This window comes from Streptomyces sp. QH1-20, assembly GCF_041283565.1.
Classification (GTDB): Bacteria; Actinomycetota; Actinomycetes; order Streptomycetales; family Streptomycetaceae; genus Streptomyces; species Streptomyces syringius.
Genome location: NZ_CP166299.1, coordinates 7,469,548 through 7,496,365 on the forward strand (window position 1 = coordinate 7,469,548; position 26,818 = coordinate 7,496,365).

Annotated in this window: 21 protein-coding genes and 1 pseudogene; 14 read left to right on the top strand and 8 right to left on the bottom strand. The window is 72.3% G+C overall.

The features are described 5' to 3' along the window. Positions 1–5: 5 nt before the first annotated feature. Both AB8O64_RS33360 and AB8O64_RS33365 read left to right on the top strand, forming a co-directional pair. Positions 6–1,322, top strand: a complete 1,317-nt coding sequence (locus AB8O64_RS33360) for an alpha/beta hydrolase-fold protein (protein ID WP_370423408.1) — start codon at positions 6–8, stop codon at positions 1,320–1,322. Continuing rightward, positions 1,319–3,865, top strand: a complete 2,547-nt coding sequence (locus AB8O64_RS33365) for a bifunctional lysylphosphatidylglycerol flippase/synthetase MprF (RefSeq protein WP_370423409.1) — start codon at positions 1,319–1,321, stop codon at positions 3,863–3,865. The genes AB8O64_RS33360 and AB8O64_RS33365 overlap by 4 nt, the downstream gene beginning before the upstream one ends. Before the next feature lie 29 nt (positions 3,866–3,894). Here AB8O64_RS33365 and AB8O64_RS33370 read toward each other — a convergent pair whose 3' ends face one another. Both AB8O64_RS33370 and AB8O64_RS33375 read right to left on the bottom strand, forming a co-directional pair. Next, positions 3,895–4,626 carry an MBL fold metallo-hydrolase gene (locus AB8O64_RS33370; protein ID WP_370423410.1) on the bottom strand — a complete coding sequence of 244 codons (732 nt, stop codon included), beginning with the start codon at positions 4,624–4,626 and terminating at the stop codon, positions 3,895–3,897. Between the two features lie 123 nt (positions 4,627–4,749). Next, on the bottom strand, positions 4,750–5,499 hold the full coding sequence (locus AB8O64_RS33375) for an SDR family NAD(P)-dependent oxidoreductase (protein WP_370423411.1): 750 nt from the start codon (positions 5,497–5,499) through the stop codon (positions 4,750–4,752). 113 nt (positions 5,500–5,612) lie between these two features. On the opposite strand from AB8O64_RS33375, the gene AB8O64_RS33380 reads away from it, so the two are divergent. The 5 genes from AB8O64_RS33380 to AB8O64_RS33400 all read left to right on the top strand — a co-directional run bounded on the left by AB8O64_RS33380 (position 5,613) and on the right by AB8O64_RS33400 (position 11,010). Beyond that, positions 5,613–6,203 carry a TetR/AcrR family transcriptional regulator gene (locus tag AB8O64_RS33380; RefSeq protein WP_370423412.1) on the top strand — a complete coding sequence of 197 codons (591 nt, stop codon included), beginning with the start codon at positions 5,613–5,615 and terminating at the stop codon, positions 6,201–6,203. A gap of 129 nt (positions 6,204–6,332) precedes the next feature. Further along, on the top strand, positions 6,333–7,535 hold the full coding sequence (locus tag AB8O64_RS33385; RefSeq protein ID WP_370423413.1) for a cytochrome P450: 1,203 nt from the start codon (positions 6,333–6,335) through the stop codon (positions 7,533–7,535). Positions 7,536–7,637: 102 nt separating this feature from the next. Then, entirely contained in the window at positions 7,638–8,012 is a 375-nt protein-coding gene (locus tag AB8O64_RS33390; RefSeq protein ID WP_365211801.1) for an RNA-binding S4 domain-containing protein, read from the top strand. A gap of 333 nt (positions 8,013–8,345) precedes the next feature. Then, positions 8,346–9,362 (top strand): isopenicillin N synthase family dioxygenase, encoded by a 1,017-nt coding sequence (locus tag AB8O64_RS33395; RefSeq protein ID WP_370423414.1) that lies wholly within the window; start codon positions 8,346–8,348, stop codon positions 9,360–9,362. Between the two features lie 91 nt (positions 9,363–9,453). Further along, positions 9,454–11,010, top strand: a complete 1,557-nt coding sequence (locus AB8O64_RS33400) for an MFS transporter (RefSeq protein ID WP_370423415.1) — start codon at positions 9,454–9,456, stop codon at positions 11,008–11,010. Between the two features lie 34 nt (positions 11,011–11,044). On the opposite strand, the gene AB8O64_RS33405 is transcribed toward AB8O64_RS33400, so the two are convergent. Next, positions 11,045–12,622 carry an FAD/NAD(P)-binding protein gene (locus AB8O64_RS33405; protein ID WP_370423416.1) on the bottom strand — a complete coding sequence of 526 codons (1,578 nt, stop codon included), beginning with the start codon at positions 12,620–12,622 and terminating at the stop codon, positions 11,045–11,047. A gap of 191 nt (positions 12,623–12,813) precedes the next feature. Between AB8O64_RS33405 and AB8O64_RS33410 the strand changes: the two genes are divergently transcribed. Next, positions 12,814–14,418: an alpha/beta hydrolase gene (locus AB8O64_RS33410; RefSeq protein WP_370424049.1), complete on the top strand. Its 1,605-nt coding sequence runs from the start codon at positions 12,814–12,816 to the stop codon at positions 14,416–14,418. 67 nt (positions 14,419–14,485) lie between these two features. Here the strand turns inward: AB8O64_RS33410 and AB8O64_RS33415 are convergent, their stop codons facing one another. Next, positions 14,486–15,577, bottom strand: a complete 1,092-nt coding sequence (locus AB8O64_RS33415; RefSeq protein ID WP_370423417.1) for a PP2C family protein-serine/threonine phosphatase — start codon at positions 15,575–15,577, stop codon at positions 14,486–14,488. A gap of 220 nt (positions 15,578–15,797) precedes the next feature. Here AB8O64_RS33415 and AB8O64_RS33420 point away from each other — a divergent pair, with 220 nt between their 5' ends. Further along, positions 15,798–16,559 (top strand): thioesterase II family protein, encoded by a 762-nt coding sequence (locus AB8O64_RS33420; RefSeq protein WP_370423418.1) that lies wholly within the window; start codon positions 15,798–15,800, stop codon positions 16,557–16,559. A gap of 33 nt (positions 16,560–16,592) precedes the next feature. Here AB8O64_RS33420 and AB8O64_RS33425 read toward each other — a convergent pair whose 3' ends face one another. Continuing rightward, complete coding sequence (locus AB8O64_RS33425) at positions 16,593–17,375, bottom strand: VOC family protein (protein ID WP_370423419.1); 783 nt, start codon at positions 17,373–17,375, stop codon at positions 16,593–16,595. A gap of 289 nt (positions 17,376–17,664) precedes the next feature. On the opposite strand from AB8O64_RS33425, the gene AB8O64_RS33430 reads away from it, so the two are divergent. After that, positions 17,665–18,084: a CBS domain-containing protein gene (locus AB8O64_RS33430; protein ID WP_356454001.1), complete on the top strand. Its 420-nt coding sequence runs from the start codon at positions 17,665–17,667 to the stop codon at positions 18,082–18,084. Positions 18,085–18,134: 50 nt separating this feature from the next. Here the strand turns inward: AB8O64_RS33430 and AB8O64_RS33435 are convergent, their stop codons facing one another. After that, on the bottom strand, positions 18,135–18,695 hold the full coding sequence (locus AB8O64_RS33435; protein ID WP_370423420.1) for a GNAT family N-acetyltransferase: 561 nt from the start codon (positions 18,693–18,695) through the stop codon (positions 18,135–18,137). A 170-nt stretch (positions 18,696–18,865) separates the two neighbouring features. Here AB8O64_RS33435 and AB8O64_RS33440 point away from each other — a divergent pair. The 3 genes and pseudogenes from AB8O64_RS33440 to AB8O64_RS33450 all read left to right on the top strand — a co-directional run bounded on the left by AB8O64_RS33440 (position 18,866) and on the right by AB8O64_RS33450 (position 21,908). Beyond that, positions 18,866–20,186, top strand: a pseudogene (locus AB8O64_RS33440) (DUF692 domain-containing protein). Positions 20,187–20,189: 3 nt separating this feature from the next. Beyond that, a complete protein-coding gene (locus AB8O64_RS33445; RefSeq protein ID WP_370423421.1) occupies positions 20,190–21,101 on the top strand; it encodes a TIGR04222 domain-containing membrane protein in 912 nt (303 codons plus the stop codon). A gap of 120 nt (positions 21,102–21,221) precedes the next feature. Continuing rightward, a complete protein-coding gene (locus AB8O64_RS33450; protein ID WP_370423422.1) occupies positions 21,222–21,908 on the top strand; it encodes a polysaccharide deacetylase family protein in 687 nt (228 codons plus the stop codon). Between the two features lie 22 nt (positions 21,909–21,930). On the opposite strand, the gene AB8O64_RS33455 is transcribed toward AB8O64_RS33450, so the two are convergent. After that, the gene (locus tag AB8O64_RS33455; RefSeq protein ID WP_370423423.1) at positions 21,931–24,207 is read right to left on the bottom strand and encodes a family 2 encapsulin nanocompartment cargo protein terpene cyclase; all 2,277 of its coding nucleotides are present in this window, start codon (positions 24,205–24,207) and stop codon (positions 21,931–21,933) included. Between the two features lie 223 nt (positions 24,208–24,430). Here AB8O64_RS33455 and AB8O64_RS33460 point away from each other — a divergent pair, with 223 nt between their 5' ends. Next, complete coding sequence (locus tag AB8O64_RS33460; protein ID WP_370423424.1) at positions 24,431–24,754, top strand: nuclear transport factor 2 family protein; 324 nt, start codon at positions 24,431–24,433, stop codon at positions 24,752–24,754. Here the strand turns inward: AB8O64_RS33460 and AB8O64_RS33465 are convergent. Then, a complete protein-coding gene (locus AB8O64_RS33465; RefSeq protein ID WP_370423425.1) occupies positions 24,745–26,760 on the bottom strand; it encodes an ABC transporter ATP-binding protein in 2,016 nt (671 codons plus the stop codon). The two genes, AB8O64_RS33460 and AB8O64_RS33465, sit on opposite strands and share 10 nt — an antisense overlap. Between the last annotated feature and the right edge of the window lie 58 nt (positions 26,761–26,818).

The window sequence follows — 26,818 nt, forward strand, 5'->3', positions numbered from 1 at the left end:
GACGCATGCGGATCGCGGCAGGCCCGCTGGACTGGTCACTGGTGAGCGGATGGATTCCGCTCACCCTTCTGGTCGTGGGACTGTGCGCGCTGGCCGCCCTGCTCTGGTCCCGGCAGCGCCGGTGGTGGATCCGCTGGGGACCGATCGCCGTCGTGCTCGCCGTGCTGCTCACCTGGCTGCTGCAAGTGGCCGTGGACGACTGGCTCCAGGTCTTCCCCGACCCCCTGCCGACCGATGTGGTGCTCTGGGCCGGCGTGGCCGTCCTCGGGATCACTCTCGCGGCCTTCCGTCTCCCGCTGCTCCGGCCCCGCCTGTGGCTGCCCGCCCTGCTCGCCGGGCTCCTCGTCGTCCTGCTGGGCGCCTCGCAGATCAACCGCCACTTCGACCAGTACCCGACGGCGCGCACCGCCCTCAACACCTGGCTGCAGAAGACCACCAGCCTGGCCGACGCGACCGGGCGCGAGGAGCCCGCCCTGCGGGTCCCGGAGGGCAAGGCGGTCTCGGAGGTGTGGCGGCCCCCCAAGGGGCTGCCCGAGAAGGGCACCCTCTCCAAGTCGTCCATCCCCGGCACCACCTCCGGCTTCGACGCCCGGAGCGCGTACGTCTTCCTGCCCCCCGCCTACCGCTCCACCCCCCGCCCCCTGCTGCCGGTGATCGTGCTCATGGCCGGCCAGCCGGGGTCCCCGGACGACTGGATCAACTCCGGCCGGCTGGTGGACATGATGAACACCTTCGCCGCCGCGCACCGGGGGCTCGCCCCCGTGGTCGTCGTCGTGGACCCGCTCGGCAAGCAGTTCGCCAACACCCTCTGCGTGGACTCCAAGCTCGGCAACGTCCAGTCCTACCTCGCGAAAGATGTCCCCGCCTGGATCCGCTCCCACCTCCAGGTCGCGACGGACCGCACCTCCTGGATCGTCTCCGGCATCTCCTTCGGCGGCACCTGCTCCCTCCAGCTCGGCGTCAACGCCCCCGACGTCTACGGCGTCGTCAACGACATCTCCGGCCAGGACGCCCCGACCCTCGGCAGCACCAAGAAGACCGTCGACACGGCGTTCGGCGGCGACCCGGCCGCCTTCGCCGCCGTCAATCCGCTCGATGTGATGGCACGCGAGCGGTTCCCCGACACCAAGGCCGCGTTCATCGCCGGCAGCGACGACAAGACCTACGGACCGCAACAGCGCAAGGTCTACGAGGCCGCCGTCAAAGCCGGCATGCGGGCCGAGTGGGTGGAGCTCCCCGGGGGCCACAGCTGGCAGGTCTGGCGGCCCGGTCTGGAACGTCAACTGCCGTGGCTGTCCCGGGAGACGGGATTGATCCGATGACATCGCCCCCTCCTCCCGCCCCGCCCGACGCCGCCGCCGAGGCGCCCGTCACCGGCGACAGCCGCCACCCGTGGCGTACCACCCTCGACCGGCTCCTCGCCCCCGTCCGGCACGCCCCCTTCACCCTCGCCTTCCTCGCGGTCCTGTGGATCGTCGGCGCCGTCACCGGCAGCCTCGGCAGCGGCCCGGGACGGCACCGCATGGAACGCTTCGGGGCCGGGCTGCCCTCCCTCGCCGAGGGCCGGTGGTGGACCCCGGCCACGTCGCTGCTGTGGTGTCCCGGGCTCGCCGGCTACATCGGCGCGACCCTCCTCGTCCTGGTGCTCCTCACGCCCGCCGAACGCCGCCTCGGCGTCGCCCGCACCGCCGCGATCCTGCTCGGCGGCCAGATCGCGGGCACCCTGCTCGCCCTCGGCATCGTCAAAGTCGGCTCCCTCGCGGGCGAGCAGTGGCTGGACAGCCTCTCCGAGGACCTCGCGGTCACCCCTTCCGTCGGCGCGCTCGCCGTCGGCGCGGTCCTCAGCTACCGGCTCACCGCCCTGTGGCGGCGCCGGATACGGCTCGGCATCGGCGCGTTCGCCCTCGTGATGGCCCTGTACGTGGGGCATCTGCAGGGCGTCATGCGGTTCGGCGGAGTCGTGGTGGGCCTCGCCGCCGGTGCCGCGCTCTACCACCGCTCCGGCCGGGTGCGGCTGCGGCGCTCCTCGCACACCGAGGCCCGGGTGCTGGTCGCCCTCGTCGTGGCCGCCTCCGCGATCGGGCCGATGATCGCCATTCTCTACCGCGACGCGTACGGCCCCTTCAACTCCTTCGACAACCTCTACGTCTCCATCCAGCCCACCGCCGAGGAGGTCGCGGACGCCTGCGCCACCTCCGCCCGCGACTGCCACTCCGAGCACGCGATCCGGGACTTCTACCACTCACCGTCCGTCATCATGGCCGCGCTGGTGCCCCTGCTGCTGCTCGTCCTCGCGGAGGGGCTGCGCCGCGGGCTGCGCCTCGCCTGGGGCCTCGCCGTGCTGGTGCACCTCGCCTGGATCGCGCTGCTCGGCTATCTGCTGAACGACTTCCTCGCCGACCCCCAGGCCTACGGCGCGGTGCCCGCCGACCACGCGGGCTACGTCCAGTCCTTCGTGGAGCAGATGCTGCTGCCGGTCCTGGTCCTCCTCCTGCTCGTCCTCACCCGCGACCGCTTCGACCTGCGGCTGCCGCGTACCGCGACCGCCAAGCTGTCGGCGGTCGTCGGGGCCGCGTTCCTGCTGGTGTGCGCCGCCTACGTGGGCATCGGACACGCCGTGCGCGACCAGTACGACCCGGACGCCACCCCAGGGCTGCTCTTCGGCGGGCTGGTGTCGGTCTTCCTGCCGCCCGCCTTCCTCGACGAGTTCACCGACTCGCCGATCCCGGTCGGCGGCATGGCGAAGGCCCTCTACCAGTACTGCGGGCTCGTCTTCTGGGCGGTCACCCTGGTCGCGCTGTTCTTCACCTTCCGCCGCCCCCGGCTGCACACCGACGCGGACGCGGCCGTACGGGCCCGGGAACTCCTCACCGCGCACGGCGGCTCGAACCTCTCCTACCTCACCACATGGGACGGCAACCACTACTGGTTCGACGAGAGCGGCCGCGCCGCCGTCGCCTACCGGGTGATCTCCACGGTGGCGCTGACGACCGGCGACCCGTTCGGCGACCCGCGGGCCCGCGAGGCCGCCGTCGCCGGTTTCTCCCGGCACTGCGACGAGCGCGGCTGGACACCCTGCTTCTACAGCGTGGGGTCCGAGACCCTCCGGTCCGCCGAGCGGCTGGGCTGGCGGTCGGTGCAGGTGGCCGAGGACACCGTGGTGCCGCTGCCCGACCTGGCCTTCACCGGCAAGAAGTGGCAGGACGTCCGTACCGCCCTGAACAAGGCCAAGAAGGAGGGCATCACCGCCGAATGGTGGTCCTACCCGGAGGCCCCGGTCGCCCTCACCGACCAGGTGCGGTCGATCTCCGAGGAGTGGGTCGCCGACAAGGGGCTGCCGGAGATGGGCTTCACCCTGGGCGGCCTCGACGAACTCGACGACCCCGCGGTGCGCTGTCTGCTGGCCGTGGACGGCGACCGCACGGTGCACGGCATCACCAGCTGGATGCCGGTGTACGGCGACGGCAGCCCCGTCGGCTGGACACTGGACTTCATGCGGCGCAGGGCCGGCGGCTTCCGCGGCTCGATGGAGTTCCTGATCGCCTCGGCGGCCCTCGGCTTCAAGGAGGAGGGCGCCGCGTTCCTCAGCCTCTCCGGCGCCCCCCTGGCCCGCACGGCCAGCGCCCAGCCGGCCGCCGCGCTGCAACGCGTCCTCGACTACGGCGGAAAGGTCCTCGAACCGGTCTACGGCTTCCGGTCCTTGCTGAACTTCAAGGCGAAATTCCAGCCGCAGTACCGCCCGATGTACATGGTCTACCCGGACCCCGCCTTCCTGCCCGCCATCACCCGGGCGATCTCCAAGGCGTATCTGCCGCACATGACCCCGGCCCAGGGCATGCGGCTGATGCGGCAGTTCTCCGCCTAGCGCGGGTCCTGGTGGCCCCCAGGCCGCGGTCACCCGCCCCGGTGGCCGTCGCAGGACGCCAGGAAGCGGTCCTCGTACGCCGCCGCCAGATCGGTCAGCGCCTGACCGCAGTCGCCCGTGTACGCCGGGCCGTGCATCAGACCCATCGTCGTCGGCCGCAGCCCGGCCAGGCGGCGCATGGTCGGGGCCGTGGCGGCCGTCAGGCACGTCGACCTGAAGGTGTCCTCGGCCGCCAGGGCGGGGCCGACGATCTCGCTGTCCGTCAGGGGCGGGGCATCACCGATCCGGGTGAAGAGGTCGCCGCACAGGAGGGTGCCCGTCGTCTCCTCGTAGAGCAGCCCGGCGTCCCAGCCGTGCGGCATGTGGGGGGTCTCCAGGCGGCGGACCCGCTTTCCGCCGAGGTCGAGCACCTCCTCGTCCTCCAACGGGCGCGGCTGACGGTCGGCCATGTCGTTCACCGACACCAGGCACCCCATCGCGCCGTGCGCGACCTGGGCCCGCGGAGCCGCCTGGAGCCAGGAGTTCAGCGAGCCGCACTCGTCGGCCTCGACATGACCGAAGGTGATCCAGCGGAGGTTCTCCACCGGGGTCACCCGGGCCACGGCCTCCGACACCAGGGGGAACAGCGCCCGCAGCCCGCAGTGGAACAGCAGCGGCTCCTCGGCGTCGACGAGGAACTGGTTGAACATGAAGTCCGCGTCGCTGATGTAGGTGGACAGCCGGTAGATGTCCGGCGCGATCTCCGTGACCTGCGTTTCCATCGGCCCAGTCTGGCCGCGGCCGATCGGCCGAAGGGGGCGGCCCGCCGTCGGCCGCGCCGGAGCCCGGGGGTCGATTCCCCCGAACGGGCCAGCCCGTGGGCCTCCGGGCCGGGTTGCTGCCGGTCAGGCCATATAGCCGCCGTCGATGTCGAGAACGGCACCGGTGACGAAGGAGGCGCCGGGGCTCGCGAGGAAGACGATGCCCGCCGCGATCTCCTCCGGCCGGCCGTGGCGGCCCATCGCGTTCACCGCGTGCTGCGCGTCCGCGAACTCACCCGTCGAGGGGTTCATGTCGGTCGCCACCGCGCCGGGCTGTACGACGTTGACGGTGATCTGCCGGGCGGCCAGGTCCCGGGCCGCACCCTTGCTGTACCCGACGACGGCGGCCTTGGAGGCCGCGTAGTCGGCGACGCCCGGGAACCCGGGGCGGGCGGCCAGCGTCGAGCCGACGGTGACGATGCGCCCGCCGGCGGTCATCACCCGGCTCGCGGCCCGGATGGCGGCCATGACCCCGCCGACGTTGACCGCGAGCTGCCGGTCGAACGCGGCGTGGTCGCCGTCGGGGGAGCCGACCGGACCGCTGACCGAGACACCCGCGTTGTTCACGAGGACGTCCAGCCGCCCGAAGTCGGCCACGACCGCGTCGACCAGGGCGGTGACCTGCCCGGCGTCGCCCTGGTCGGCCCGGTGGGCCACGCCGCGCACTCCGAGGGCCTCGATGTCGCGCACGACCTCCCGGGCCTTGTCCGCGGCCGTGGCGTAGCCGATCACCACATCCGCCCCCGCCTGGGCCAGTGCGCGGGCGGTCGCCGCACCGATGCCGCGCGAGCCACCGGTCACCAGTGCCACTTTGCCGTCGAGTGTCTTCGTCATGAGTCCCCGAGCCCCTTCGGTCCAGAAATGGACATCCAGAATTGTGTACCGATCGGTACCGAAGGGTGAGAGTACTATATCGATCGGTACGAAATGAATGGAGGCCGCCGCCCGTGACCGCTGGACGCCCGCGTGGGTTCGACATCGACGAACGCCTGGACCGTGCCCTGCGCGTGTTCTGGCGACAGGGGTACGAAGGCGCGGCGCTGTCCGACCTGACCCTGGCCATGGGCATCAGCAGGCCGAGCCTCTATGCCGCCTACGGCAACAAGGAAGCGCTGTTCGACAAGGCGATCGACCGCTATCTGGACGCCTACGCCCGCCACGTCCGCGAGGCCCTCGACGAACCCACGGCCCGTGCCGCCGCCGAACGTCTGCTGCGCGGCGCCGTCGAGGTCACCACCTCGCGGGACAACCCCGGCCGCGGCTGCCTCGTCGTCCAGGGGGCCCTCGCCACCGGCGAACAGGCCGGTGTCGTCCGCGACAAGCTCGCCGCCCGCCGTCGCGCAGGCGAAGCGGACCTGTGCGCCCGCTTCGAACGGGCCCGGGCCGAGGGCGACCTGCCGGCCGACGCCGACGCCGTCGGTCTGGCCCGCTACGTCGCCATGGTCTCCTACGGCATCTCCGTCCAGGCGTCGGGCGGCGCCACCCCCGACGACCTGCACCGGGTCGTCGACGTCGCCCTCGGCTCCTGGCCGACGTGACCGTCGGGGCATTCGCCTGAACGGGGGTCGACGATGCGCGCGCCCCGCGGTCGGCGGCCCCGCCGCCGGTAGCCTGACGCGCGATCGGGCCTGGCGGCGAGCCAGGCGGCCATCGAGGTGGAGGCGACTGTGACGATCGGTGAAACCCCGCGCATGTACGAGGTCCCCGACCTGCCGGCGCTGGACTTCGACCCCTTCCTCAAGGAGTCGCTGCAGGCCCCGCCGGTCCGGATCCGGCTCCCGCACGGCAAAGGCGACTGCTGGCTGATGACCCGGTACGCCGACGTCAAGTTCGTCGCCTCGGACGCGCGGTTCAGCCGGGACATCCTCAACAGGTCCGTCCCCAAGATGACCAAGCACTTCATCCCGCTCGACCGCGCCGTCAGCTTCGTGGACCCGCCCGACCACGCCCGTGTGCGCGCGGTCGTCGCTCCCGAGTTCACCCAGCGCAGCATGGAGCGGCTGCGTCCCCGGGCCCAGGCCGTGCTCGACAAGCTGATCGACGAGCTGCTGGCGGCCGGACAGCCCGCCGACATCATCCGGTACGTCACCTCGCCGTTCCCCCTGGAGATGGTCAGCGAGCTGATGGGCGTCCCCGCCGAGGACCGGCCGCAGATCCGCGACTGGGCGCAGACCATCCTGACGAGGGCGTCCGACGAGGCGGCGTTCGAGCGGGCCAAGGCCGTGAAGAAGGCCGCCCACGACTACTTCCAGGCGCTGTCCGAGGAGCGCCGCGCGGCACCGCGGGACGACCTGATGAGCACGATGGTGGCCGCCGTCGACGCGGGCCGGATCGACCAGGAGGAGCTGCTGGCCCTCGCCACCCTCATGGGGCTCAACGGCTGGCACGCGGTGCGCAACAACACCTCCAACATGGTCTACGCCCTGCTCACCCAGGACGGGCTGATGGACCGCCTGCGGTCCGATCCCGCGGTGGTACCGAAGGCCGTCGACGAGCTGCTGCGCTGGATCCCGCACAAGCACGGCATCGGACAGCCGCGCATCGCCACGGTGGACATCGAGGTGGGCGGGGCTCGGATCACCGCCGGTGACATCGTCTACGTCTCCTACGTCGCCGCCAACTGGGACGAGGAGGTCTACCCCGAACCCGACCGGATCGACTTCGACCGCCAGGGACCGCCGCACGTCGCCTTCGGGCACGGCCCGCACTTCTGCGTGGGCCCCCTGCTGGCCCGCATGGAATCGGAGGTCCTGCTGTCCACCCTGGCCGACCGGCTCCCCGGGCTGCGGCTCGCGGTCCCGGCCGACCAGGTGCCATGGCAGACCGAGGTACTGATCCGTGGCCCGGTCGAGCTGCCGGTCGCATGGTGATCACCGCCGGCTGAATCATCCCCCCGGTGGGCAGCCGCACGACACGATGCCGTCCCCGCGGGGCATTCACCCCGCGGGGAGCGCTTGCATAAGGTGGGGGTCATGGCTTCCGACGAGCAATCCGTACGGATCGACAGCTGGATCTGGTCCGTACGTCTCACGAAGACCCGTTCGCTGGCGGGCACCGCCTGCCGCGCCGGTCACGTGCGCGTCAACGGCGAGCGCGTCAAGCCCGCCTACGCGGTGCGCTGCGGTGACGAGGTCCGGCTGCGCGTGGGCGGCCGGGACCGGATCGTCGTGGTCTCGCGCGTCGTGAAGAAGCGGGTCGGCGCCCCGGTCGCCGCGGAATGCTACGTCGACAACAGTCCGCCGGCCCCGCCGCGCGAGGAGATCGCCCAGGTCGCGCACCGTGACCGGGGCGCGGGCCGCCCGACCAAGCGCGACCGCCGCGACCTGGAGCGCCTGCGCAACGGCTGAGCACCCGGCGGAGCGCGGGCGGCAGGGGCATGCTGCGCCCCCGGACCGGGCGCGAAAAACAGTTCGGCGCCCGGTCGTATACCCTGGGCGTGTGATTCCGCTCGTCAAGCGCCGCCACGTGGACCTCGTCCGCGTTACGAGCATGTCCTGTCGCCACTACGGCTGACCATCACCTGACCGTGCCCCGCTCTCCGGGCAGTGGTCCCCCCTTTTCTTTCTTCTGCCTTTCCTAGCCGCTTCCCGGCCCCGCTCCCTCCGCATACCCTGCGGCGCTTCGCGGGCCGCCCGGCCACCGCCGGGCGTGACCGGGCCCTCACGCTGTGGATAAATTTCATGATCAACGAGCTTCCCGTCATCGACCTCTCCGCCGCCTCGGCCGGCCCCGAAGCGCGGGCGCGCTTCCAGGTCGCGCTGCACACCGCCGCCCGCGACGTGGGGTTCTTCCATCTGACCGGCCACGGCATCACCGAGTCCGAGACCGCTGAGCTGATGCGCACCCTGCGCGCCTTCTTCGCCCTGCCCGAAGCGGAGCGGCTCGCCATCAGCAACCTCAACTCGCCCCATTTCCGTGGCTACACCCGCATAGGCGACGAGCGGACCGGCGGCAGCCGCGACTGGCGGGACCAGATCGACATCGGCGCCGAGCGCGCGCCGCGCGTGCCCGGCCCGGACGAGCCCGGCTACTGGTGGCTGGAGGGCCCCAATCAGTGGCCCGCCGCCCTGCCCGAGCTGCGCGCCGCCGCCCTGAACTGGGTCGACCGGCTGAGCTCGGTGGCCCAGCGGCTGCTGCACGAACTGCTCGCCGCGATCGGCGCCCCGCCGGACTTCTACGACGAGGCCTTCGCCGACCGCCCCCATCTGCACCTCAAGCTCGTCCGCTACCCCGGCAGCGCACCCGACGGCGCCGCGCAGGGGGTCGGCGCGCACAAGGACTACGGCTTCCTGACGCTGCTCCTCCAGGACACCGTCGGCGGACTGCAAGTGGAGGGTCCCGACGGTGCGTTCATCGACGTGCCGCCGATGCCCGGCGCCTTCGTGATCAACCTCGGCGAGCTGCTGGAAGTGGCCACCAACGGCTATCTCAAGGCCACCAACCACCGGGTCGTCTCCCCGCCGGGGAACCGGGAGCGCTACTCCGTCCCGTTCTTCTACAACCCGCGGCTGGACGCCCGGATCGAGCCGGTCCCCTTTCCGCACGCCCACCGGGCCCCCGGTGTCACCCAGGACGCGGCCAACCCGCTGTTCGCCGAGTACGGCCGTAACGAGATCAAGGGCTGGCTCCGGGCGCACCCGGCCGTCGCCCGCCGCCACCACGCCGGGCTGTTGGACGCTCCGGTACCGGTGAGCTGATCCACGACGCCCCTCGGCCGATCACGAATCGCGCCCTTCACCGGCTTCGCCCATCATGCGAAGGGAAGCCGGTGAAAGGGCGCGATGTGCCATGGAGCGAGCCTCTCCTGCCGATGTCCCCGAGGGCGCGGCGGTGGACCACCGCCCGGCCCCCGACCCCGGCCGCTGGGCGATGCTCGCGGTGCTCTGCGCCAGCCTGCTGCTGGTCGCCATGGACGCCACCATCCTCAACGTCGCTCTGCCTTCGCTCATCGACCATCTCCAGCCGGGCGCGCTGGAACAGTTGTGGATCATCGATATCTACGGTCTCGTGCTCGGTGGCCTGCTGGTCACCAGTGGTGCGGTGAGCGACCGGTACGGCCGTAAACGGCTCTTCCTGAGCGGGTTCGTCCTCTTCGGCCTGGCGTCCGTGGTCGCGGCCACCGCGGACAGCTCCGCGCAGCTGATCGGCGGCCGGGTACTGCTCGGGCTCGGCGGCGCCATGGTGATGCCGTCGACCCTCTCCCTGATCCGCAACATCTTCACCGACGCCCGCGAGCGGGCCCTCGCCATCGGCATCTGGGCCGCCGTCGCCGGCGCCGGGGCGTGCGTGGGGCCGCTCGTCGGCGGGGTGCTCGTCGAGCACTTCGGCTGGTCGGCTGCGTTCTGGGTGAACATCCCGGTCGTCGTCGTCACGGTCGTCGCCGGACTGCGGCTGCTGCCGGAGTACCGCACCCCCCAGCCCGGCGGGCTCGACTGGCCCAGTGCCCTGCTCTCCATCGTCGGCATCGTGTTCCTGGCCTGGGGCATCAAGCACGTCGCCAAGGGCAGTCTGCTGCCCGAGGACCTGGGCACGCTCGCCCTCGGGATCCTGCTGCTGGCGGTGTTCGCCCGGCGCCAACTCCGCTCCGACGACCCGGTGCTGGACGTACGTCTCTTCAAGCGCCGTCCGTTCCTGGCCGCCGCGCTGGCCACCCTGCTCGCCATGCTGGCCATCGGTGCCGCGCTGTTCCTCATCTCGCTGTGGCTGCAGTACGTCCACGGCTACTCGCCCTCCGAGGCCGGACTGCGGACCCTGCCCGCGGCCGCCGCCATGCTGGCCGGTTCGCTGTCGACCCCCTGGCTGATGCACCACGTCGGGGTCCGTTCCGTGCTGGCCCTCGGCCTCGGCGCCCTCGCCGCGGGATTCCTGCTGCTGGCCCTGTCCCCGGTCCCCACCGGCTACCCGGTCGTCGCGGTGGTCCTGGCCGCGCTCGGCCTCGGCGACGGGCTGGCGATCACCGCCTCGGCGGCCGTACTGGTCTCGTCCGTACCGGCGGAACGCGCCGGGCAGGCGGGCGCCGTCTCGGAGACCGCCTACGAACTCGGCGTCGGTCTCGGCGTGGCCCTGCTCGGCAGCATCCACGGCGCCGTCTACTACCAGCACATGACCGGACTGCCCCTGGGCGGCGCCGACGCCGAGCGGGCACGGGAGTCGGTCGGCGGTGCCTCGGAGGTCGCCGAGAAGGCCGGCGGCACCACGGGCCGGCAGGTGCTCGAAACCGCCCGGGACGCCTTCGACGACGCGCTCACCACGACGGCGTACGTATCGGCGGCGATCGTCGTCGCCGTGGCCCTGCTCGCCGTGTGGCTGGTGCCCCGCGGGTTCAGAACGACGAGCAGTCATTGAGCGGTTGGTGCCGCAGCCCACTCGCCCGCTCCGTTCACGGCATCGCCGCGATCTCGTCCGCGACCTGACGGGCCTGCCGGACCACGTTGCGCAGATGGTTGGAGAACGGGATCCGCAGATGGGTGCCCACCCCGGCCACCCAGATGTGCTCGGGCTGCGCCCCGGGCGCCAGGCGCAGCCGCAGATCGGCCTCCAGACGGTCGACGGCCGCGGCGGGCCCCGGCGCCCCGTCCAGGTGCACGGCCTTGCCGTCGGTGTCCCAGCACAGCTCGGGGGGAAGGAAACCGGTGGCGTTGACGACGTAGTCGAAGCCCGCCCCGGATCCCGTGGGTGCGGTTCGCGGCCACTGCACCCGCCACGCGCCCTCGTCGAAGGACACGGCGCGGGGGTAGCCGGGAGCCATCCGCAGCACGCCGGTGTCGAAGTGGGCGAGCAGCCGACGGGCGTTGAGAACGGTCAGTGCCGTCGCGTAGCGGCCGACGAACCACGCGAAGTGCGCGATCAGCGCGCGGCGCCGGGCGGCGGGAAGGGCGGCGCTCAGGGCGATCACCTCTTCCAGCAGCGGCACGACGACGCCGGGCCAGGAGCAGGCACCGGACTCCACCAAGGCGGTCTCCTCCCGCAGCCGCCGGACGGGATCGGCGGCGGTGGAGGTCTGCGCGCGCAGCGGGCGGCGGTCGAGCAGCCGGACCGCCTCCACCGCGCAGCGCGTCACCTTCGCTTCGAGCCGGGGGTCGGCGGCATCGAGGCGGGCGATCCCTGCCAACGGCGGGAAGTCGCGTACCGGCGCGGCCAGCGACTGCCGTACGGCGGGCAGGAGTCCCGAGGGCGAGGTCATGGTCGTCCGGTGGCCGTCGCGGCACAGCAACAGGGCGGCGTCGACGGCCGATTGGTGGGTGCCGAGCACCAGCACCCGGCTGCCCGGGGGAAGCCCGTACCGGATCCGGCCGGCGGGGTAGGGGCTGTCCAGATAACGGGGGTGGCCGGCGAAGGCCGCGAAGCCGTCCGGGACGCGCGGGCGGTGGACACCCGTGCAGACGACGACCTCGTCGGCCGTGATCTCCTGCCCGCCACGGAGCCGCACCCGGTGCCCGCCGGCCCAGGCGCTGACCGACACCGCCGTGTCCCGTACGTGCCGGACCTCGATGCCGTGGGCGACCGCCAGGGCGCGGGCCTCGGTGTGGCGGTCGTGGCAGTACTCGGCCATCCGGGCGCGCGGCACACAGTCCTTGGGCCCCGGTGGCGCGCCGCGCGCCCGCAGGTAGTCGATGAAGTCGGTGGGCCGGTCCGCCAGCAGGGAGTTGACGTCGGCGGCGCTGTTGCACACCAGCAGCGGGTCGCTGTCACCGAAGGCCAGCCCCCACCCGACGGGGTGGGGGTCCACCACCTGCACCGACCGTACCGGGCGGGCGGCGGGGCCGGTGCGCGTCCGTGGGCCCGGGCGCAGGAGCGCGCGCACCAGGTGCAGGAAGACGCTGGTACCGGCGAACCCGGCGCCCACGATCACGACGTCCCGCCCGGTGGCGCGGCCGTTCCGGTCCCCGCCGCCGTGGCTCTCGTGGTCGGCGTGCCCGGCCTCCCGGTCGCCACCGGGCGCGGCGGCATGTCCCATGGTCCCCCCTTTCGCAGGCCCCGTTCGTAGGTCACCCTGCCCCGCGCCGGTCCCGGGGAACCCGCACGGCCGTGTCATCCCGATGGCCCCATCCCGGCTGCGGCCCGCCGCCGTGGCGGATGGACTGGGATCGTCCCCGAGGCTGTGTCCGTCTCGCCGCCGGGGCCTCGCCAGGAGAGGACGTGACGAGGATGCGTACCCGGCCCGGCAGGATAGCGGTGGTGATGGTCACCGCGGCCTTCGTGGCCGGCGGCTGTGTGGCGGACGGTGGCGGCAGTGCCGGGAGGACCGGGCCGCCGACCCCGTCGGGCGGACCGGACGGGCCGCGGCGCGCCGCCCCGCCCGGACCTCCCGTACCGGGGGTGCCCCCGGAGATCGCCCGGCAGCGCCTCGACTGGGCCCCTTGCGAGCCCGAGGACGCCGGAGAGGGCGTGCAGCAGCCGTTGCCGGACGCCGAGTGCTCCTGGCTGACGGTGCCCCTGGACTACGCGGCGCCGCACAAGAGCACCATCAAGGTGCGGGTGGCGCGGGTGCGCGCCCCGGCCGGGTCCCGCCGGCTCGGCGCGCTGGTCTTCAACCCCGGCGGACCCGGTGAGGCGGGCGCCGCCCTCGTCGCCGACGGTACGTTCGTGGCGACCCCCGAGGTGAGCGACCGCTACGACCTCGTCGGCTTCGATCCGCGTGGCGTCCGCCGCTCGGCCCCGCTGATATGCCCCGCGAGCGACGGCGGCAGCGATCTCATCCCGCGCACCCGGCAGTTGATGGACGCGGAGTTCAAGATCGCCGCCGAGCGGGCGGCCGAGTGCCGGAAGGTCACCGGTGCGCTGATGGCACACATGGACACCGTCAGCGTCGCCCGCGACCTGGATCTGCTCAGGGCGGCCCTGGGCGAGGACAGACTCGACTACCTCGGCGTCTCCTACGGCACCTACATCGGCCAGCACTACGCCCGGCTCTTCCCGGACCGGGTCGGGCGCTTCGTTCTCGACGGGGTCGTGGACCCGGGCGCCGACCAGGCGCAGACCGCGCGGGAGGACGTCAAGGCCATCAGCGAGAGCTTCGCGAGCTACGCGCGGACCTGCGCGGCGAACGACTGTTCCCTCGGCGCCACACCCGACGACGTCACCACCACGACCACCGACTTCGTGCGGGGCCTCGACGCCCACCCCGTCCCCGGCCCCGACGGCGCCCGGCTCACCACCGCCATGGCGGCTCAGGCCATCCGTGACTCCCTCTACCAGGACGCGAAGTGGCCGGAGCTCACTCAGGCCCTGGTCGACGCCATGAACGGCGACCCGGAGCCGCTCATGCGGCTCGGCCCGTACGGGGGCCGGCTCACCGGGCAGGGACCGGCCGGGGAGAACGGGGAAGCCACCGCCGATCCCTCCATGGCCAGGAGCGCCATCGACTGCCTGGACAGGCCGGGGCCGAGGAGCCCCGACGACATCCTCAAATACCTCGGGGAGTTCGAGAAGGCGTCGCCGCTGTTCGGCTCCACCGTGGCCACGGCCATGGTGCACTGCGCGGCCTGGCCCATCACCCCCACGGGGAAGGCCGAACCTCTCAGCGCGCCCGGCGCCCCCGCCATGGTCCTGGTCTCCTACGCCGTCGATCCGGCGACGCCGCTGGTCAACGCCCGGGCCGTGCGGACGAACCTGGGCGCGGGCTCCCTGGTCGTGCGGGCCGGCACGGGTCACTCGGCCTACGCGAACGGCTCGGAGTGCACCGACCGCGCGGTGGGCACCTTCCTCGTCTCCGGCAAACTGCCCCCGGCGGAGCTGGACTGCGGCGCCTGACCGCCCGCGGCGGCGGAGACCCGGGCGGCGCGGACGGTCCGTGCCCACCCGTGAGGGGATCGCCGTGTCACTGCTCGCGCCGCACCACCAGCAGGGCGGCGTCGTCGGACAGTTCGTCGCCCGCGTAGGAGAGCAGATCGGCCACCAGACGGTCCGCCATCGCGTCCGGAGCCAGCTCCGGCAGTCGGGCGAGCCGCTCGGTCAGGGGATAGAAGACACCGGACGCGTCGCGGGCCTCGGTCACGCCGTCGGTGTACAGCACCAGCAGATCACCCCGCTCGAAGACGAACCCCTGCCCGTCGCAGAGGCCGCCGATCAGATGGAGCAGACCCAGCGGCGGCTGCGGGACGGGCGTCTCCACCTCGGTCACCGTCCCCGCGCGCCGCAGCAACGGCGGCAGGTGGCCGCAGTTCACCAGCTCGGCCGGGCCGTCGTCGTCCGGCACCCCGACCAGCGCGGCGGTCACGAACTCCTCGCTGGGCGGGCGCCGTCCCAGGGCGGCGTCGATCCGGCGCGCCACCGTGGTCAGATCCGCCTCGACCTGGGCGACCTCCCGGAAGGTGCCCAGCACGTCGGCCGCGGCGTCCACGGCGGACAACCCCTTGCCCCGCACATCACCGATGATCAGCCGGGTCCCGAAGGGCGTGGCCAGCGCCGCGTAGAGGTCGCCGCCCACCCGGGCCTCGGCCGCGGCCGCCAGATACCGCACGGCCACCCGCAGCGTGCCGATCCGCTCCGGCAGCGGCCGCAGCAGCGTGCGCTGCGCCGCCTCCGCCACGGAACGGGACTGGAGCAGCTCGCGCTCCCGCGTCGCCACGAGGACGACGTTCGCGGTGCTGACCGAGGTGATCGTCAGGATGGTGAAGCCCGACGTCAGATGGACGGCGAGCGAGACATCGGGGTCGGCCCGCGCGAGCAGGGGGACGAGCGCCAGGGCGAGCAGCCCGGCCGCCAGGGGGACCCGGGCGCGCCGGGTGCCGATGCTGGCGAGCACGGGCGCCGTGGCGAGCACGGGGGAGAGCGTCCACTGCGGATTCGTGGCCAGGTCCGTCGCGACGGAGGCGGCGAGGAGGACATAGGCGGCCACGACGAGGCGTCGCGCGCGGTGGGGGAGCCGCGAAGCCTCGGGCGGCCTGTCCCGGCCTGGGGCGAGCATCATGATTGTTCTCCACCATAGGGACTCCGCCCCTGCCCGCAACCGGACCGCCGCCCGACACCGGCCCGGCCCCGCCCCACATGGAAAGTAAGGTTCCGTTTCGGTCCCCGTCACTTACCGCCCCGGCCCCGCACTCCGATCACGAACTCGCCATACTGGCGTTCGAGTCCGCCCTCGCGCACCGGCGGGCCGACGGCGACGAGAACAGGAACCCACCGCTCTGATGACCGACAACAAGATCAACAACATCATCCGCCCCCGCCCCGTCCAGGACCCCGAGCTGCGCCTCTTCGTCCTGCACCACGCCGGGGGCTCGCACGCGCCGTTCCGGAGCTGGGCCCGGCTGCTGCCGGCCGAGTGGGAGCTGTGCCTGGTCGACGCGCCCGGCCGGGTCGCCCGCCCCGGCCCGCCCTGCCGCAGCGCGGCGGAGCTGGCCGAGCGGTTCCTCGACGACTTCCGGCCCCTGATGGACCGTCCGTACGCCCTCTTCGGCCACAGCATGGGTGCGATAGCCGCGTACGAGACCGCCCTCGCCGTGCACGAGCGCGGGCTTCCCCTCCCGCAGTGGCTGGGTCTCTCGGCGATCAGCGCCCCCGAGCACCACCCCCGGGGGACCCGGCGCTTCGCCCTTCCCGACGACGGGCTGCGCGAAGCGGTGCTGCGGTTGGGCGGCACGCCGCGCGAGGTGCTGGAGGACCCCGAACTCTGGGCGTTCTTCTCGCCGATCATGCGGGCCGACTTCGAACTCTCGGAGACCTGGCGGCCACGCCGCGACGCCCCCGCTCTGCCGGTCCCCCTGTCGGTGTTCGTCGCGGACGGCGACGCGGGCGTTCCGCTGTCGCGCACGGAGGGCTGGGCGGCCACCAGCACGCGCTTCCTGGGCACCCGGGTGTTCAGCGGGGACCACTTCTACTTCCAGCCCGACCCGGCCGCCCTCGTCGACGCCGTCGTGGCGGGCATCCGGGCCGTGGCCCCCGTCCACTGACCACCTGCCCGGCCTCCCTTCCGACGCGCCCGGTCAGGGCGACTGCGGAGGGTTCGGCTCGATCACGGCGAAGGGGGCGCCGAAGGGGTCGGTGAGCCAGGCCATCCGGCCGATGTCCGGGGTGTCCATGGCGGGCATGAGGACCGAGCCGCCGTGGTCGACCGTCCTCGCGACGGCCGCGTCCGCGTCCTCGACGGCGAAGTAGGGCAGCCAGCGCGGCTCATTGCCGTCCTCGAGCGGGGCGACACCGCCGAACGTCGTGGCCTGCTGGTCGCCCTCGGCCGACGAGAGCACGGTGTAGGTCATGCCGGGGACCTCCATCCGCTCGCTCCGCCACCCGAACAGCGAGCGGTAGAAGGCCTGGGCCGCCTCGGGGTCCGGGCTGTGCAGCTCCGTCCAGCACAGCGTGTCGGGCTCCGAGGCCGCTTCCAGCCCCTTGACGGAGCCGGGCTGCCAGACGGCGAACTCGGCACCGCCCGGGTCCGTCAGACAGGCCATCCGCCCGGCGTCCATCACGTCGAACGGCTCGACCCGGACGGTGCCGCCGCCCTGCTCGGTGGCCTTCGCCGTCGCATCGGCGTCCGGGGTCCGGAAATACACCGTCCAGGCGGCGTTCGCCCCCTCCTCGGTGAGCGGTCCGAGGGCGGCGACCGTCCGGCCGTCCTTCTGGAAGAAGCCGTAACCGCCCGCTTCGGGCCCGGCCGCCCGGAAGTCCCAGCCGAACACCGAGCCGTAGAACGCGGCCGCCGCCGCGGTGTCGGGGCTGCCGAGGTCGAGCCAATTGGGTGCGCCGGTCACGAAGTCAGTGGTGAGCATGGTGGTGCGCTCCTTCGACGGATCCGCGCCGGGGGCCGTCTCCCGCGGGCGCGGCGATCCGGTGTCTCCCGACGCTTTTCAGTCTGGCACCGGCCACTGACAGCCGCGCGGGCTCAAGAAGGGCCCACAGGGCGCGGTCGCCCGGCCATCGCCCCCGGGCGGAGGGCGCCGCGTTCGCGGCGGAGGGCAGGGGCGGCGACGATGGAAGAGCCGTGTGCGTCAGCCGCGGCGACGTCCGATCGAACCCCCGGCGCGCGCCCGCGCCGCCGGTGGGACTCAGGAGGCAACCATGACCACTGCCAAGGAGATCATGCACGAGGGCGCGCAGTGGATACCCCGTACGGAGACGCTGGACCGAGCCGCCCAGCTGATGCGGCGGCTGGATGTCGGCGCCCTGCCGGTCAGCGACCAGAACGACCGGCTGTGCGGGATCATCACCGACCGTGACATCGTCGTGAAGTGCGTCGCCGCCGGTCACGACCCGTCCCACATCACCGCCGGCGACCTGGTCGAGGGCACCCCGCGCTGGATAGACGCGAACGCCGACGTCTCCGAGGTGCTGGAGGAGATGGAGAGCCACCGCATCCGCCGGCTGCCGGTCATCGAGAACAAGCGCCTCGTCGGCATGATCAGCGAGGCGGACCTGGCCCGGCACCTCTCCGAGGACCAGATCGCCGCGTTCGCCGAGAAGGTCTACGCGGTGCGGTAGCCGCGCGCCGGGGGCGACCGCCGGGATCCCGCGGCCGCCCCCGGCCGCGCTCAGGCCCCCGAGGAGGCGGCGCGGCCCTCGCTGCCGGGCCGGGTGTCGTCGGTCAGTTCCTCGGCGAGCAGATCCATCAGCAGGGCGTCGTGCCAGGTGCCGTCCGGCCCCCGCTCGTAGCGGCGCATGATGCCGACCGGACGGAAGCCCACCTTGCCGTAGCAGCGGATGGCCGCGGCGTTGTCGGCCGCCGGGTCGATCACCACCCGGTGATGGCCGTGATCGTTGATCAGATGCCGGACGAGGGTGCGCACGGCGTCGCTCCCGACACCCCGGCCGTGCACCGCCGGGTCCACATAGAGGTCGATGTTCGCGTGGCGGTAGTCCGGATCGGGCTCGGCGGACCACTGGATGGCACCGGCCACCTCGTCGTCGTACTCGATCACCAGGGTGTGGTCGCCGGGATAGGCGAGGTCCTCGGCCACCACGGCCGCCAAGTCCTCGCCCCCGCGCCAACGCGCGTACACCTCCGGCTTCGCACGGATGGCGGCGAGCGCGGGAATGTCGGCCGGCGTCGCCGGACGCAACACGACAGCGGTTCCGTACAGACTCTTCTGCATGTACCGGAACGCTAGTCGAACTCGCGTCCGTGCTTGCTGATGCCAACATCACACCGACGCTTCCGCGCCTCCCCGAACGGTCATTCATATGATGCGACAGGGGGCATTTTTCCCCCGGACTGTTTCCCCGCGCGATCGGTCCCGCGCGGGAACACGGGGGCGGGGGACCCATGGGGCACTTGGGCACGGGCATCGGCTGGCGTCCGGAGATCGCCGACGACATCGCGCGGCTCCCGGACGTCGACTGGGTGGAGGTCGTGGCGGAGAACCTCTGCCCGGGCCATCTCCCCGAACCCCTGGAGCGGCTGCTCGCACGCGGCACGCCCGTCGTCCCGCACGGTGTCTCGCTCGGCCTCGGCGGCGCCGAACGCCCCGACCTCGCCCGGCTGGTCGCCCTCGCCGAACTGGCCGAGGAGCTCGACGCACCGCTGGTCAGCGAGCACATCGCGTTCGTCCGGGCCGGCGGCCCGCTGACCGCCTCGCCACGGATCGAGGCCGGGCACCTGCTGCCCGTGCCACGCACCCGCGACGCCCTGGACGTGCTGTGCGCGAACGTGCGGATCGCCCAGCAGATCCTGCCCGTACCGCTCGCCCTGGAGAACATCGCGGCCTACCTGACGTGGCCGGGCGAGGAGTTGACCGAAGGGCGGTTCCTCACCGAGCTGGTCGAGCGGACCGGTGTGCGGCTGCTCGTCGACGTCGCCAACCTCCACACCAATCACGTCAACCGGGGCGAGGACCCGGCCGCGTTCCTGGACGAACTGCCGGTCGAAGCCCTCGCCTACGTCCATGTGGCGGGCGGCTTCGAGAGGGACGGCCTGTGGCACGACAGCCACGCCCACCCGGTGACCCGGCCCGTCCTCGACGTCCTCGCCGAACTGTGCTCCCGCGTCACCCCGCCCGGTGTGCTGCTGGAACGCGACGATCACTTCCCCGAAGCGGACGGGCTCGCCGCCGAACTCACCGCGATCCGCGGCGTGCTCCGGGGGCCCCACCGTGTCTGAACTCCCGCGCCACGTCCACGACGGGGACGAGCCCGACGCCGCCCGCCGTCGGCTCGCGCACGCGCAGACCGAGTTGCTGTCCGCGCTCGTCGCGGGCGGCCCGCCGCCCGACGGCTTCGACCCCGGGCGGCTGGAGGTACAACGACGGGCGCTGATCGCCAAGCGCGCGAACGTCCTCACCAAGGTGGCACCCGAGCCGGCGGAGATCCTGGCCGGGGACTTCCGTGACTTGTTCTTCGCCTACGCCCGCACCCGCCCCATGACCGACGGCTACCGCCGGGACGCCACGGACTTCGTCCGCCACCTCCTGGACACCGGCCAACCGCCGGACGCCGGACGGCGGGAGCTGCTGACCGCCTGGTGGGAGGAGCGAACGGCCCCACCGCCCGCCCCCGGCCGCCTCGGCCGACTGATGGCGGCCCTACGAACCTCACGCGCCGCGCGCTCGCTCCGCATCGCGACGAGCGCCGCTCCGAAAGGCAACTGACCTATGATCATCGCCCTGACCGTGGCCCTGATCGCGCTCGCCCTCTCCTCGGCCTGGCTCCTGCGCCTCCGTCTCACGGCCCGTGGCCCCCGCGTCCCGCTGACCGCCGGATGCGAACCGGGTCTGCTGGAGATCGCCTACCTGAAGGGGCGGGAGGGGGGAGTGGCCGATACCGTGATCGCCCGGATGTACGCCGAGGAACGCGTCTCCGTGGACTCCGCGGGCAAGGTCAAGGTGATCAGTCCGATCGCCCGGGACTCCTTCGAGCGAGCCGTGTTGAAGGAATGCGCCACCGACTGGAGCAGCGACCTGCGCGCGGTGCGGGACGTGCTGACCGGCTGCCGGGACATGCGGACCCTGGAAGGCTCGCTGGAGAAGCAGGGCCTGCTGATGCCGGTACAGACGCACGGCACCTGGCGCTGGGCCGCGGGCATCCACGTCGTCTGGCTGGTGGTCGCCGGGATCCTCGCCCTGGCGTCGGCCGCCACGGCGGACTCCTCCCTGGCCCGCTTCGCCCCCCTCGCCCTGGTCGCCCTCGGGATCGCGCTGCGGGTGCTGTGCCGCCCCCGCGTCGACCGGTTCACCGACCAGGGGGCGCGGATGGATCGATACCTCTGGCTGGAGAGCCCCTGGGGAGAGCCGAAGCCGGACCGCCATCCGGCGGGTCTCGCGGGTGTCGTCGCGGTCTGGGGCCCACAGGACCTACCCGCCCCCCACAAGGAGTTCGGGAAGCAGTTGGAGAAGGCCGGCGGCGGGTGGCGACCGTACAAGCCCTCGTCCTCCCGCTCTTCCGGCAGTGGAGGATCGAGCTCGTCCTCCGGCTACGGTTGCAGCACGGGTTGCTCCAGCAGCTCGTGTTCCAGCAGCTCCTGCTCCAGCTCGAGTTCGAGCTGCGGCGGAAGCAGCTGTTCCTGACCCGGGCGCTCCCGCGTCACCCGGCCGGCCGAGTCCTCATTTGCGCCGGGATGCGGCCACTGCCAGCCTGAGGCGGTGATCACCGGCAGCCCGTCCCGTCCCTGTCGTCACCCCCGGCCCGTGACGGCCGCGATCGCCGCGCTGTCGGCCGTCCTCGCGGTCCGCGCGGCCCCCGCGAGCGCGGCGGCGGGCTATGACGTCGAGCGGTGCGGCAATACCTCCGGCCGGGTGCTGCTGACGCTGGACGACTGGTCCGTCGAGGACCCGGACCGGGCCGTACGGGCCGGCAGCTTCCTGCGGGGGCGCGGCATCCGCGCCGCGTTCTTCCTCGTCAACCATCACGCCCAGCGCCATCCCCACATCACCACCGCCCTGCGGCGCCAAGGCCACTGGGTCGGCAATCACTCCTACTCCCACCCCCATCTGCCCGCCCTGAGCGAGAAGGCGGCCCGCGAGGAGATCCGCAGCGGGCTGCGGAGCACCTTGCTGCGACCGCCGTTCGGTGACTACGGGCCGCGCGAGACGGCACTCGCGGCGGAGCTCGGCTACCGGATCTGCACCTGGACCGTGGACACCCGGGACTGGGTGGAGACCGGTGGGCAGTTCCCGGACCCGGAGGTCCTGCGGGCCCGGGTGCGGGCGGCCCCGGCGGCGGCCAAGCGCAGCGGAGTCGTCCTGGGGCACCTCTACACCCGCTTCCCCGACGCCCTGCCCGGCATCGTCGACGACCTTCACGACCAGGGCTACGGGCTGTGCCGCAACAGTGGTCCCACCACGGCGAGCATCCCGGACCCCCTGGACTGCTGAGCCTCCCGGCCCCTGGTCCCGGTCAGCCCCGGACCCCTGCCACCGCCGTGGGCGGGCGGACCGGCATCGTGATCCTGGCGGCCGAGGTGCCGAGGCCCGTGGGGGCGCCCCACGTCGGCACCGGCGGGGCGTTGTGCCGGAGCAGGTCGACCTCGGCGTACCGGCGGCAGCCCCGGTGCCAGGTGAGGATGCCGGACAGCCAGTGCTCCAGCTCCTCCGCATAGCCCGTCAGTGTCGCGCGGGCCGCGTTGTCCAGGTCGAAGTCGTCGAACATGGCGGGCAGTTGGACGGCGACGATGTGCTGGAACTCGCGCATCCGGGAGGTCATCAGATCACTGACGATGCCGAGCGCCTCCTGAATCCCGCAGTTGAAGAAGTTCTGCACCACGAGGACGGCGTTGTGGATCTCGCCCTCGAACTGGATCTCCTTCTGGTACGAGAAGATGTCGTTCATCAGGCAGGCGTAGTCCTGCGCCGCGTTCTCCATCGCCTTGACGGGCCGTGCCTGGTAGACCTCCGGCGGCACGGTGTGTCCGTGGCCGATGCGGGACAGGCTCATGGTGAGGTCCGAGCCGAAGGTCTGGCGGCGCATCTCGATGTAGTCGACGGGCTCGGGGATGCGGTTCTGCTTCTGGTTGGACAGCTCCCACAGCCAGCTCTCCAGCATGACCCGGACGCCGTCCTGGAAGGTGCGGCGGTCGTCGGTGTCCATCGGTCCCGCCGTACGCGGCCACAGATCGGCGAGTCCGCGCTCCAGCGGGTTGAGCGGGGTCGGCGCCGAGGCGAGGTCCAAGGGCATGAACAGCAGCAGCCGTTCGTGACAGGCCTTCGCGGCTTCCATGTCCGGGGTGCGGCCGAAGACCACCGGGTAATAGTCGTCGGCGTAGGTGCCCCAGGTGAGCCAGTCCGACGTCAGGTCCAGCGCCCCGGGGGCCGCGTCGGGGTGGATGCCGGCGGCGCACAGGGGCAGGTCGATGTCCTTGAGCTTCTCCTCGTCCCAGAGGGCGGATCCGGGGACGCCGGGGACGGCGTCCAGGATTCCCACAGCACGGCTCCACTCGACGTTGTGCCGGCGGGCGGCGTCCAGGTGCGGGCTCAGCCGGGTCGTGTAGGGCATGAGGAAGTCGGGGTGCGGCAGCGGTCCGACCTGCTGGAAGGGGATGTGCGTGTGGCTCCTGAGCCTCGCGGGGACCGAGGCCGCCAGCGAGACCAGCGCCCGCGCCGCCGACGTGCCGAGGCCGGAGGGGCCGGCCAGGAGGGCCGCCGTGGCGGCCAGGGGAGCGGGGGCGCCCTCCGGGGCGTCGCCCGAGGCGCCGTTCATGTACCGGCTGGAGCGCATGTGCCACTCGTGTCCGCCGGACTGCCAGTCCTGGAGCCCCTTGACGTAGGCGAAGACATCGGCGTGCGCCGCCGGGTCGAGTCCGTGCTCCCGCAGCAGCGGCGCCACCTCGGTCAGTGCGGTGTGCTCGAACTGCTGCAGGCGGGCGGTGAGCAGGTCGTTGACGGCGTCGGCCGCCTCCTGGGTGTCGCAGCCCAGGAACTTCTCCAGCACCAGCACCGCGTTGGCCAGCTCGCCCTCGCTCTGGGTCTCGCGCTGGTAGGAGAAGAGGTCGTTGCGCAGGTGCACCCCGTCGGAGAAGGTGTCCTTGAGGACCCGCATCGGCCGGCTCGCCGCCACCGCGGCGGGTACCTCGGCGCCGACCGCGTGCTCGACGAGATTGGCGGACCAGGGGGCGCCGCCCACCTTGCGGCGCATCTCGATGTACTCGACGGGGTTGGACACCCGGCCTTCATTGATGTTGGCGAGCTCCCAGAGGGACTCCTCCAGCAGATGCCGGGTGCTCTCGTGGAAGCGGCGGCGCCAGTCCCGCGACATCGTCGGGACCGTACGGGCCCACAACTCCGCGAGTCCCGCCTCGACCTGGTTGGTCGGTGTCGCGGGGGTGTCCACCGGGTCGACGGGCATGAAGGCGGGCAGCCGGTCGAGATAGGCCTTCGCACCGGCCATGTCCCGGCTGCGCTTGAAGATGTCCAGGAAGTGGTCGTCGAAGAAGAACACCCAGACGTACCAGTCGGTGACCAGGGACAGCTCCGCGGCCGTGGCGTCCGGATGGGTGTACGCGCACAGCAGGGCGTAGTCGTGCGAGTCGAAGTCCGACTCCTCCCAGATGCCGGATCCCTCGATCATGTTCATGTCGCGGGCCCACGCCTTGGAGTGCTCGCGGGCACTCTCCAGATGAGGGTTCAGACGGGCCGGATACGGCATGTAGAAGGAAGGAAGCCGGAAGGGATCTGACATCGTGCACGGCCTTTCGCGTGGCCCGGACCAAATCGCCCCTCACGCTAGGCGGCGGGTCGCACAGAAAGGCGGGGTAAGTCATCTTTCCCCTCAATAAGGTGAATACGGCGATCGCCCCGCTTAACGATCTTGCGGCCGGGGTGGGGGTGGTCCCGTGGCCGGAACCCCACCCCGTGGCTACCGTTCGGGACATCCGCCCGGAACGACCGAGGAGCAGCCCGCGATGACCATCGCCCCCCAGAACCTCAGCGACCCCCTGGTGAGAGCCCTCGCCCTCGCGATCAACACCGGCGACCGGGAGGGCTTCCTGTCGCTGCTGACCGACGACGCGACCCTGTCCGACGACGGCTCCGACCGCGATCTGCACCAGTGGATCGACAAGGAGATCTTCAGCTCCGGGGGCCACATCGACGTGCGGTCCGAATCGGACGGCGGCCTCTCGCTGATCGCCGACTTCCGCAACGACACCTGGGGCGAGATGCGCACTGCCTGGAGGTTCGGCACGACGGACGGCAGGATCAGCCGCATCGAGACCGGTCAGGCCTGACCGGCCGGCTCCCCCTGCGCTCCCGGCTCCTGCCCGGGCACCAGGGTGCGGGAGGCGTACATCCGGGCGTAGGTGCCCGCGTTCCGGATCAGCTCCTCGTGCGTGCCCCGCTCGATGATCCGCCCGGCCTCCATGACGACGATGACGTCGGCGTCCCGGATGGTCGACAGCCGGTGAGCGATGACGAAGCTGGTACGGCCCGCGCGCAGCGAGTTCAACGCCCGCTGGATGAGGACCTCCGTGCGGGTGTCGACCGAACTCGTCGCCTCGTCCAGCACCAGGATCGCCGGCCCGGTCAGGAACGCCCGCGCCACCGTGATCAGCTGCTTCTCACCGGCGCTGACGCTCGACGTCTCGTCGTCGAGCACGGTGTCGTACGCGTCGGGCAGGGTCCGCACGAAACGGTCCACGCAGGTGGCGCGCGCCGCGGCCACGATCTCCTCACGGGTGGCGTCGGGGCGCCCGTAGGCGATGTTCTCGGCGATCGTGCCGCCGAACAGCCAGGCGTCCTGCAGGACCAGACCGATGTTCGCGCGCAGTTCCTCACGGGTCATCCCGGCGATGTCCGTGCCGTCCAGCAGGATGCGACCGCCGTCGAGCTCGTAGAAGCGCATGAGCAGATTGCCCAGCGTGGTCTTGCCCGCCCCGGTCGGACCGACGATCGCCACGGTCTGGCCGGGCCGCACGGTGAGCGACAGGTCATCGATCAGCGGGGTGCCCGGGGTGTAGGCGAACGACACCCGCTCGAACTCCACATGCCCCTCGACCCGTTCGGGCCGCGCCGGCCGCCGCGGGTCGGGCCCCTGCTCGTCCGCGTCGAGCAGCGCGAAGACCCGCTCGGCGGACGCCGCCCCCGACTGCAGCCGGCCCGCGACGCTCGCCGCCTCGACGATCGGCCGGCTGAACCCGCCGGAATACAGGATGAACGCCTGCACCTCACCGATCGACAGCGACCCGCTCACGACCCGCAGCGCGCCCACGACGGCCACGACGATATAGCTGAGGTTGGCGACGAACATCATCGACGGTTCGATGGTGCCCGAGACGGACTGCGCCTTCGCGCCCGCCCGGTACATCGCCTCGTTGTGCTCGTCGAAGGCCCGCTCCGCGAGCTCCCGCCTGCCGAAGCCCTTCACCAGCGAGTGCCCGCTGTACATCTCCTCGACATGGGCGTTGAGCGTTCCCGTGGCCGCCCACTGCGCGGCGAACTGCGGCTGTGCCCGTTTGACGATCAACGTGGCCAGCAACGCCGACACGGGCACGCCGATCAGCATGATCAGAGCCAGCAGCGGTGAGATCACGAACATCAGGACCAGCATGCTCAGCGTGGAGAACACCGCGGTGATCAGCTGGCTCAGTGACTGCTGGAGGGTCTGCTGGAGGTTGTCGACGTCGTTGGTGACCCGGCTCAGTACCTCGCCCGGCGGATTGCGGTCGAAGTAGCTGAGCGGCAGCCGTGCGAGCTTTGCCTCCACCCTCTCGCGCAGCTCGAACACGACCCGCTGGACGACGGCCGTGGCCAGCCACCCCTGCAGAAGCGTGAACAGCGACGCCGCGGCGTACAGTGCGAGGACGACCAACAGCAGCCGTCCGACGCCGTCGAAGTCGATGCCCCGACCGGGCACCACGTCCACCGTGCTGAAGACATTGGCGAGCGAGTCGTGGCCCTCGGAGCGCAACCGCTCGACGACGGCGGCCTTGGACTCCCCGGTGGACACCTGCTTGCCGACGACACCGGCGAAGACCAGGTCCGTGGCATCACCGAGGAGCTTCGGACCGAGGGCGTTGAGGGTGACGCCGACGATCCCGAGGCCGAGCAGCACGGCGACCCGCCCGCGCTGCGGGCGGAGCAGCCCCAGCACCCGGCGGACCGTGCCGCGCGGGTCGCGTGCCTTCTCCGACGGCTCGGTGCCCTCCGGCGGGGTGCGCAGCTCCCCGTCCGGGACGGTTCCGGGCTCCCGCGGTGGGGTGCCCGGTGCCGCGCCGACCTTGACCGGGGGAGTCATGCCGCCCCGCCTTTCCTCTGGGTTCCGGGGAGTCGGTGCGAGCGCCGGCGTACGAGCG

What these genes read in the sequence shown, in the direction of transcription:
- AB8O64_RS33360 (WP_370423408.1), top strand. Translation starts at nt 6, where the DNA reads ATGCGGATCGCGGCAGGCCCGCTGGACTGGTCACTGGTGAGCGGATGG.
- AB8O64_RS33365 (WP_370423409.1), top strand. Translation starts at nt 1,319, where the DNA reads ATGACATCGCCCCCTCCTCCCGCCCCGCCCGACGCCGCCGCCGAGGCG.
- AB8O64_RS33370 (WP_370423410.1), bottom strand. Translation starts at nt 4,626, where the DNA reads ATGGAAACGCAGGTCACGGAGATCGCGCCGGACATCTACCGGCTGTCC.
- AB8O64_RS33375 (WP_370423411.1), bottom strand. Translation starts at nt 5,499, where the DNA reads ATGACGAAGACACTCGACGGCAAAGTGGCACTGGTGACCGGTGGCTCG.
- AB8O64_RS33390 (WP_365211801.1), top strand. Translation starts at nt 7,638, where the DNA reads ATGGCTTCCGACGAGCAATCCGTACGGATCGACAGCTGGATCTGGTCC.
- AB8O64_RS33395 (WP_370423414.1), top strand. Translation starts at nt 8,346, where the DNA reads ATGATCAACGAGCTTCCCGTCATCGACCTCTCCGCCGCCTCGGCCGGC.
- AB8O64_RS33400 (WP_370423415.1), top strand. Translation starts at nt 9,454, where the DNA reads ATGGAGCGAGCCTCTCCTGCCGATGTCCCCGAGGGCGCGGCGGTGGAC.
- AB8O64_RS33405 (WP_370423416.1), bottom strand. Translation starts at nt 12,622, where the DNA reads ATGGGACATGCCGCCGCGCCCGGTGGCGACCGGGAGGCCGGGCACGCC.
- AB8O64_RS33410 (WP_370424049.1), top strand. Translation starts at nt 12,814, where the DNA reads ATGCGTACCCGGCCCGGCAGGATAGCGGTGGTGATGGTCACCGCGGCC.
- AB8O64_RS33415 (WP_370423417.1), bottom strand. Translation starts at nt 15,577, where the DNA reads ATGATGCTCGCCCCAGGCCGGGACAGGCCGCCCGAGGCTTCGCGGCTC.
- AB8O64_RS33420 (WP_370423418.1), top strand. Translation starts at nt 15,798, where the DNA reads ATGACCGACAACAAGATCAACAACATCATCCGCCCCCGCCCCGTCCAG.
- AB8O64_RS33425 (WP_370423419.1), bottom strand. Translation starts at nt 17,375, where the DNA reads ATGCTCACCACTGACTTCGTGACCGGCGCACCCAATTGGCTCGACCTC.
- AB8O64_RS33430 (WP_356454001.1), top strand. Translation starts at nt 17,665, where the DNA reads ATGACCACTGCCAAGGAGATCATGCACGAGGGCGCGCAGTGGATACCC.
- AB8O64_RS33435 (WP_370423420.1), bottom strand. Translation starts at nt 18,695, where the DNA reads ATGCAGAAGAGTCTGTACGGAACCGCTGTCGTGTTGCGTCCGGCGACG.
- AB8O64_RS33445 (WP_370423421.1), top strand. Translation starts at nt 20,190, where the DNA reads ATGATCATCGCCCTGACCGTGGCCCTGATCGCGCTCGCCCTCTCCTCG.
- AB8O64_RS33455 (WP_370423423.1), bottom strand. Translation starts at nt 24,207, where the DNA reads ATGTCAGATCCCTTCCGGCTTCCTTCCTTCTACATGCCGTATCCGGCC.
- AB8O64_RS33460 (WP_370423424.1), top strand. Translation starts at nt 24,431, where the DNA reads ATGACCATCGCCCCCCAGAACCTCAGCGACCCCCTGGTGAGAGCCCTC.
- AB8O64_RS33465 (WP_370423425.1), bottom strand. Translation starts at nt 26,760, where the DNA reads ATGACTCCCCCGGTCAAGGTCGGCGCGGCACCGGGCACCCCACCGCGG.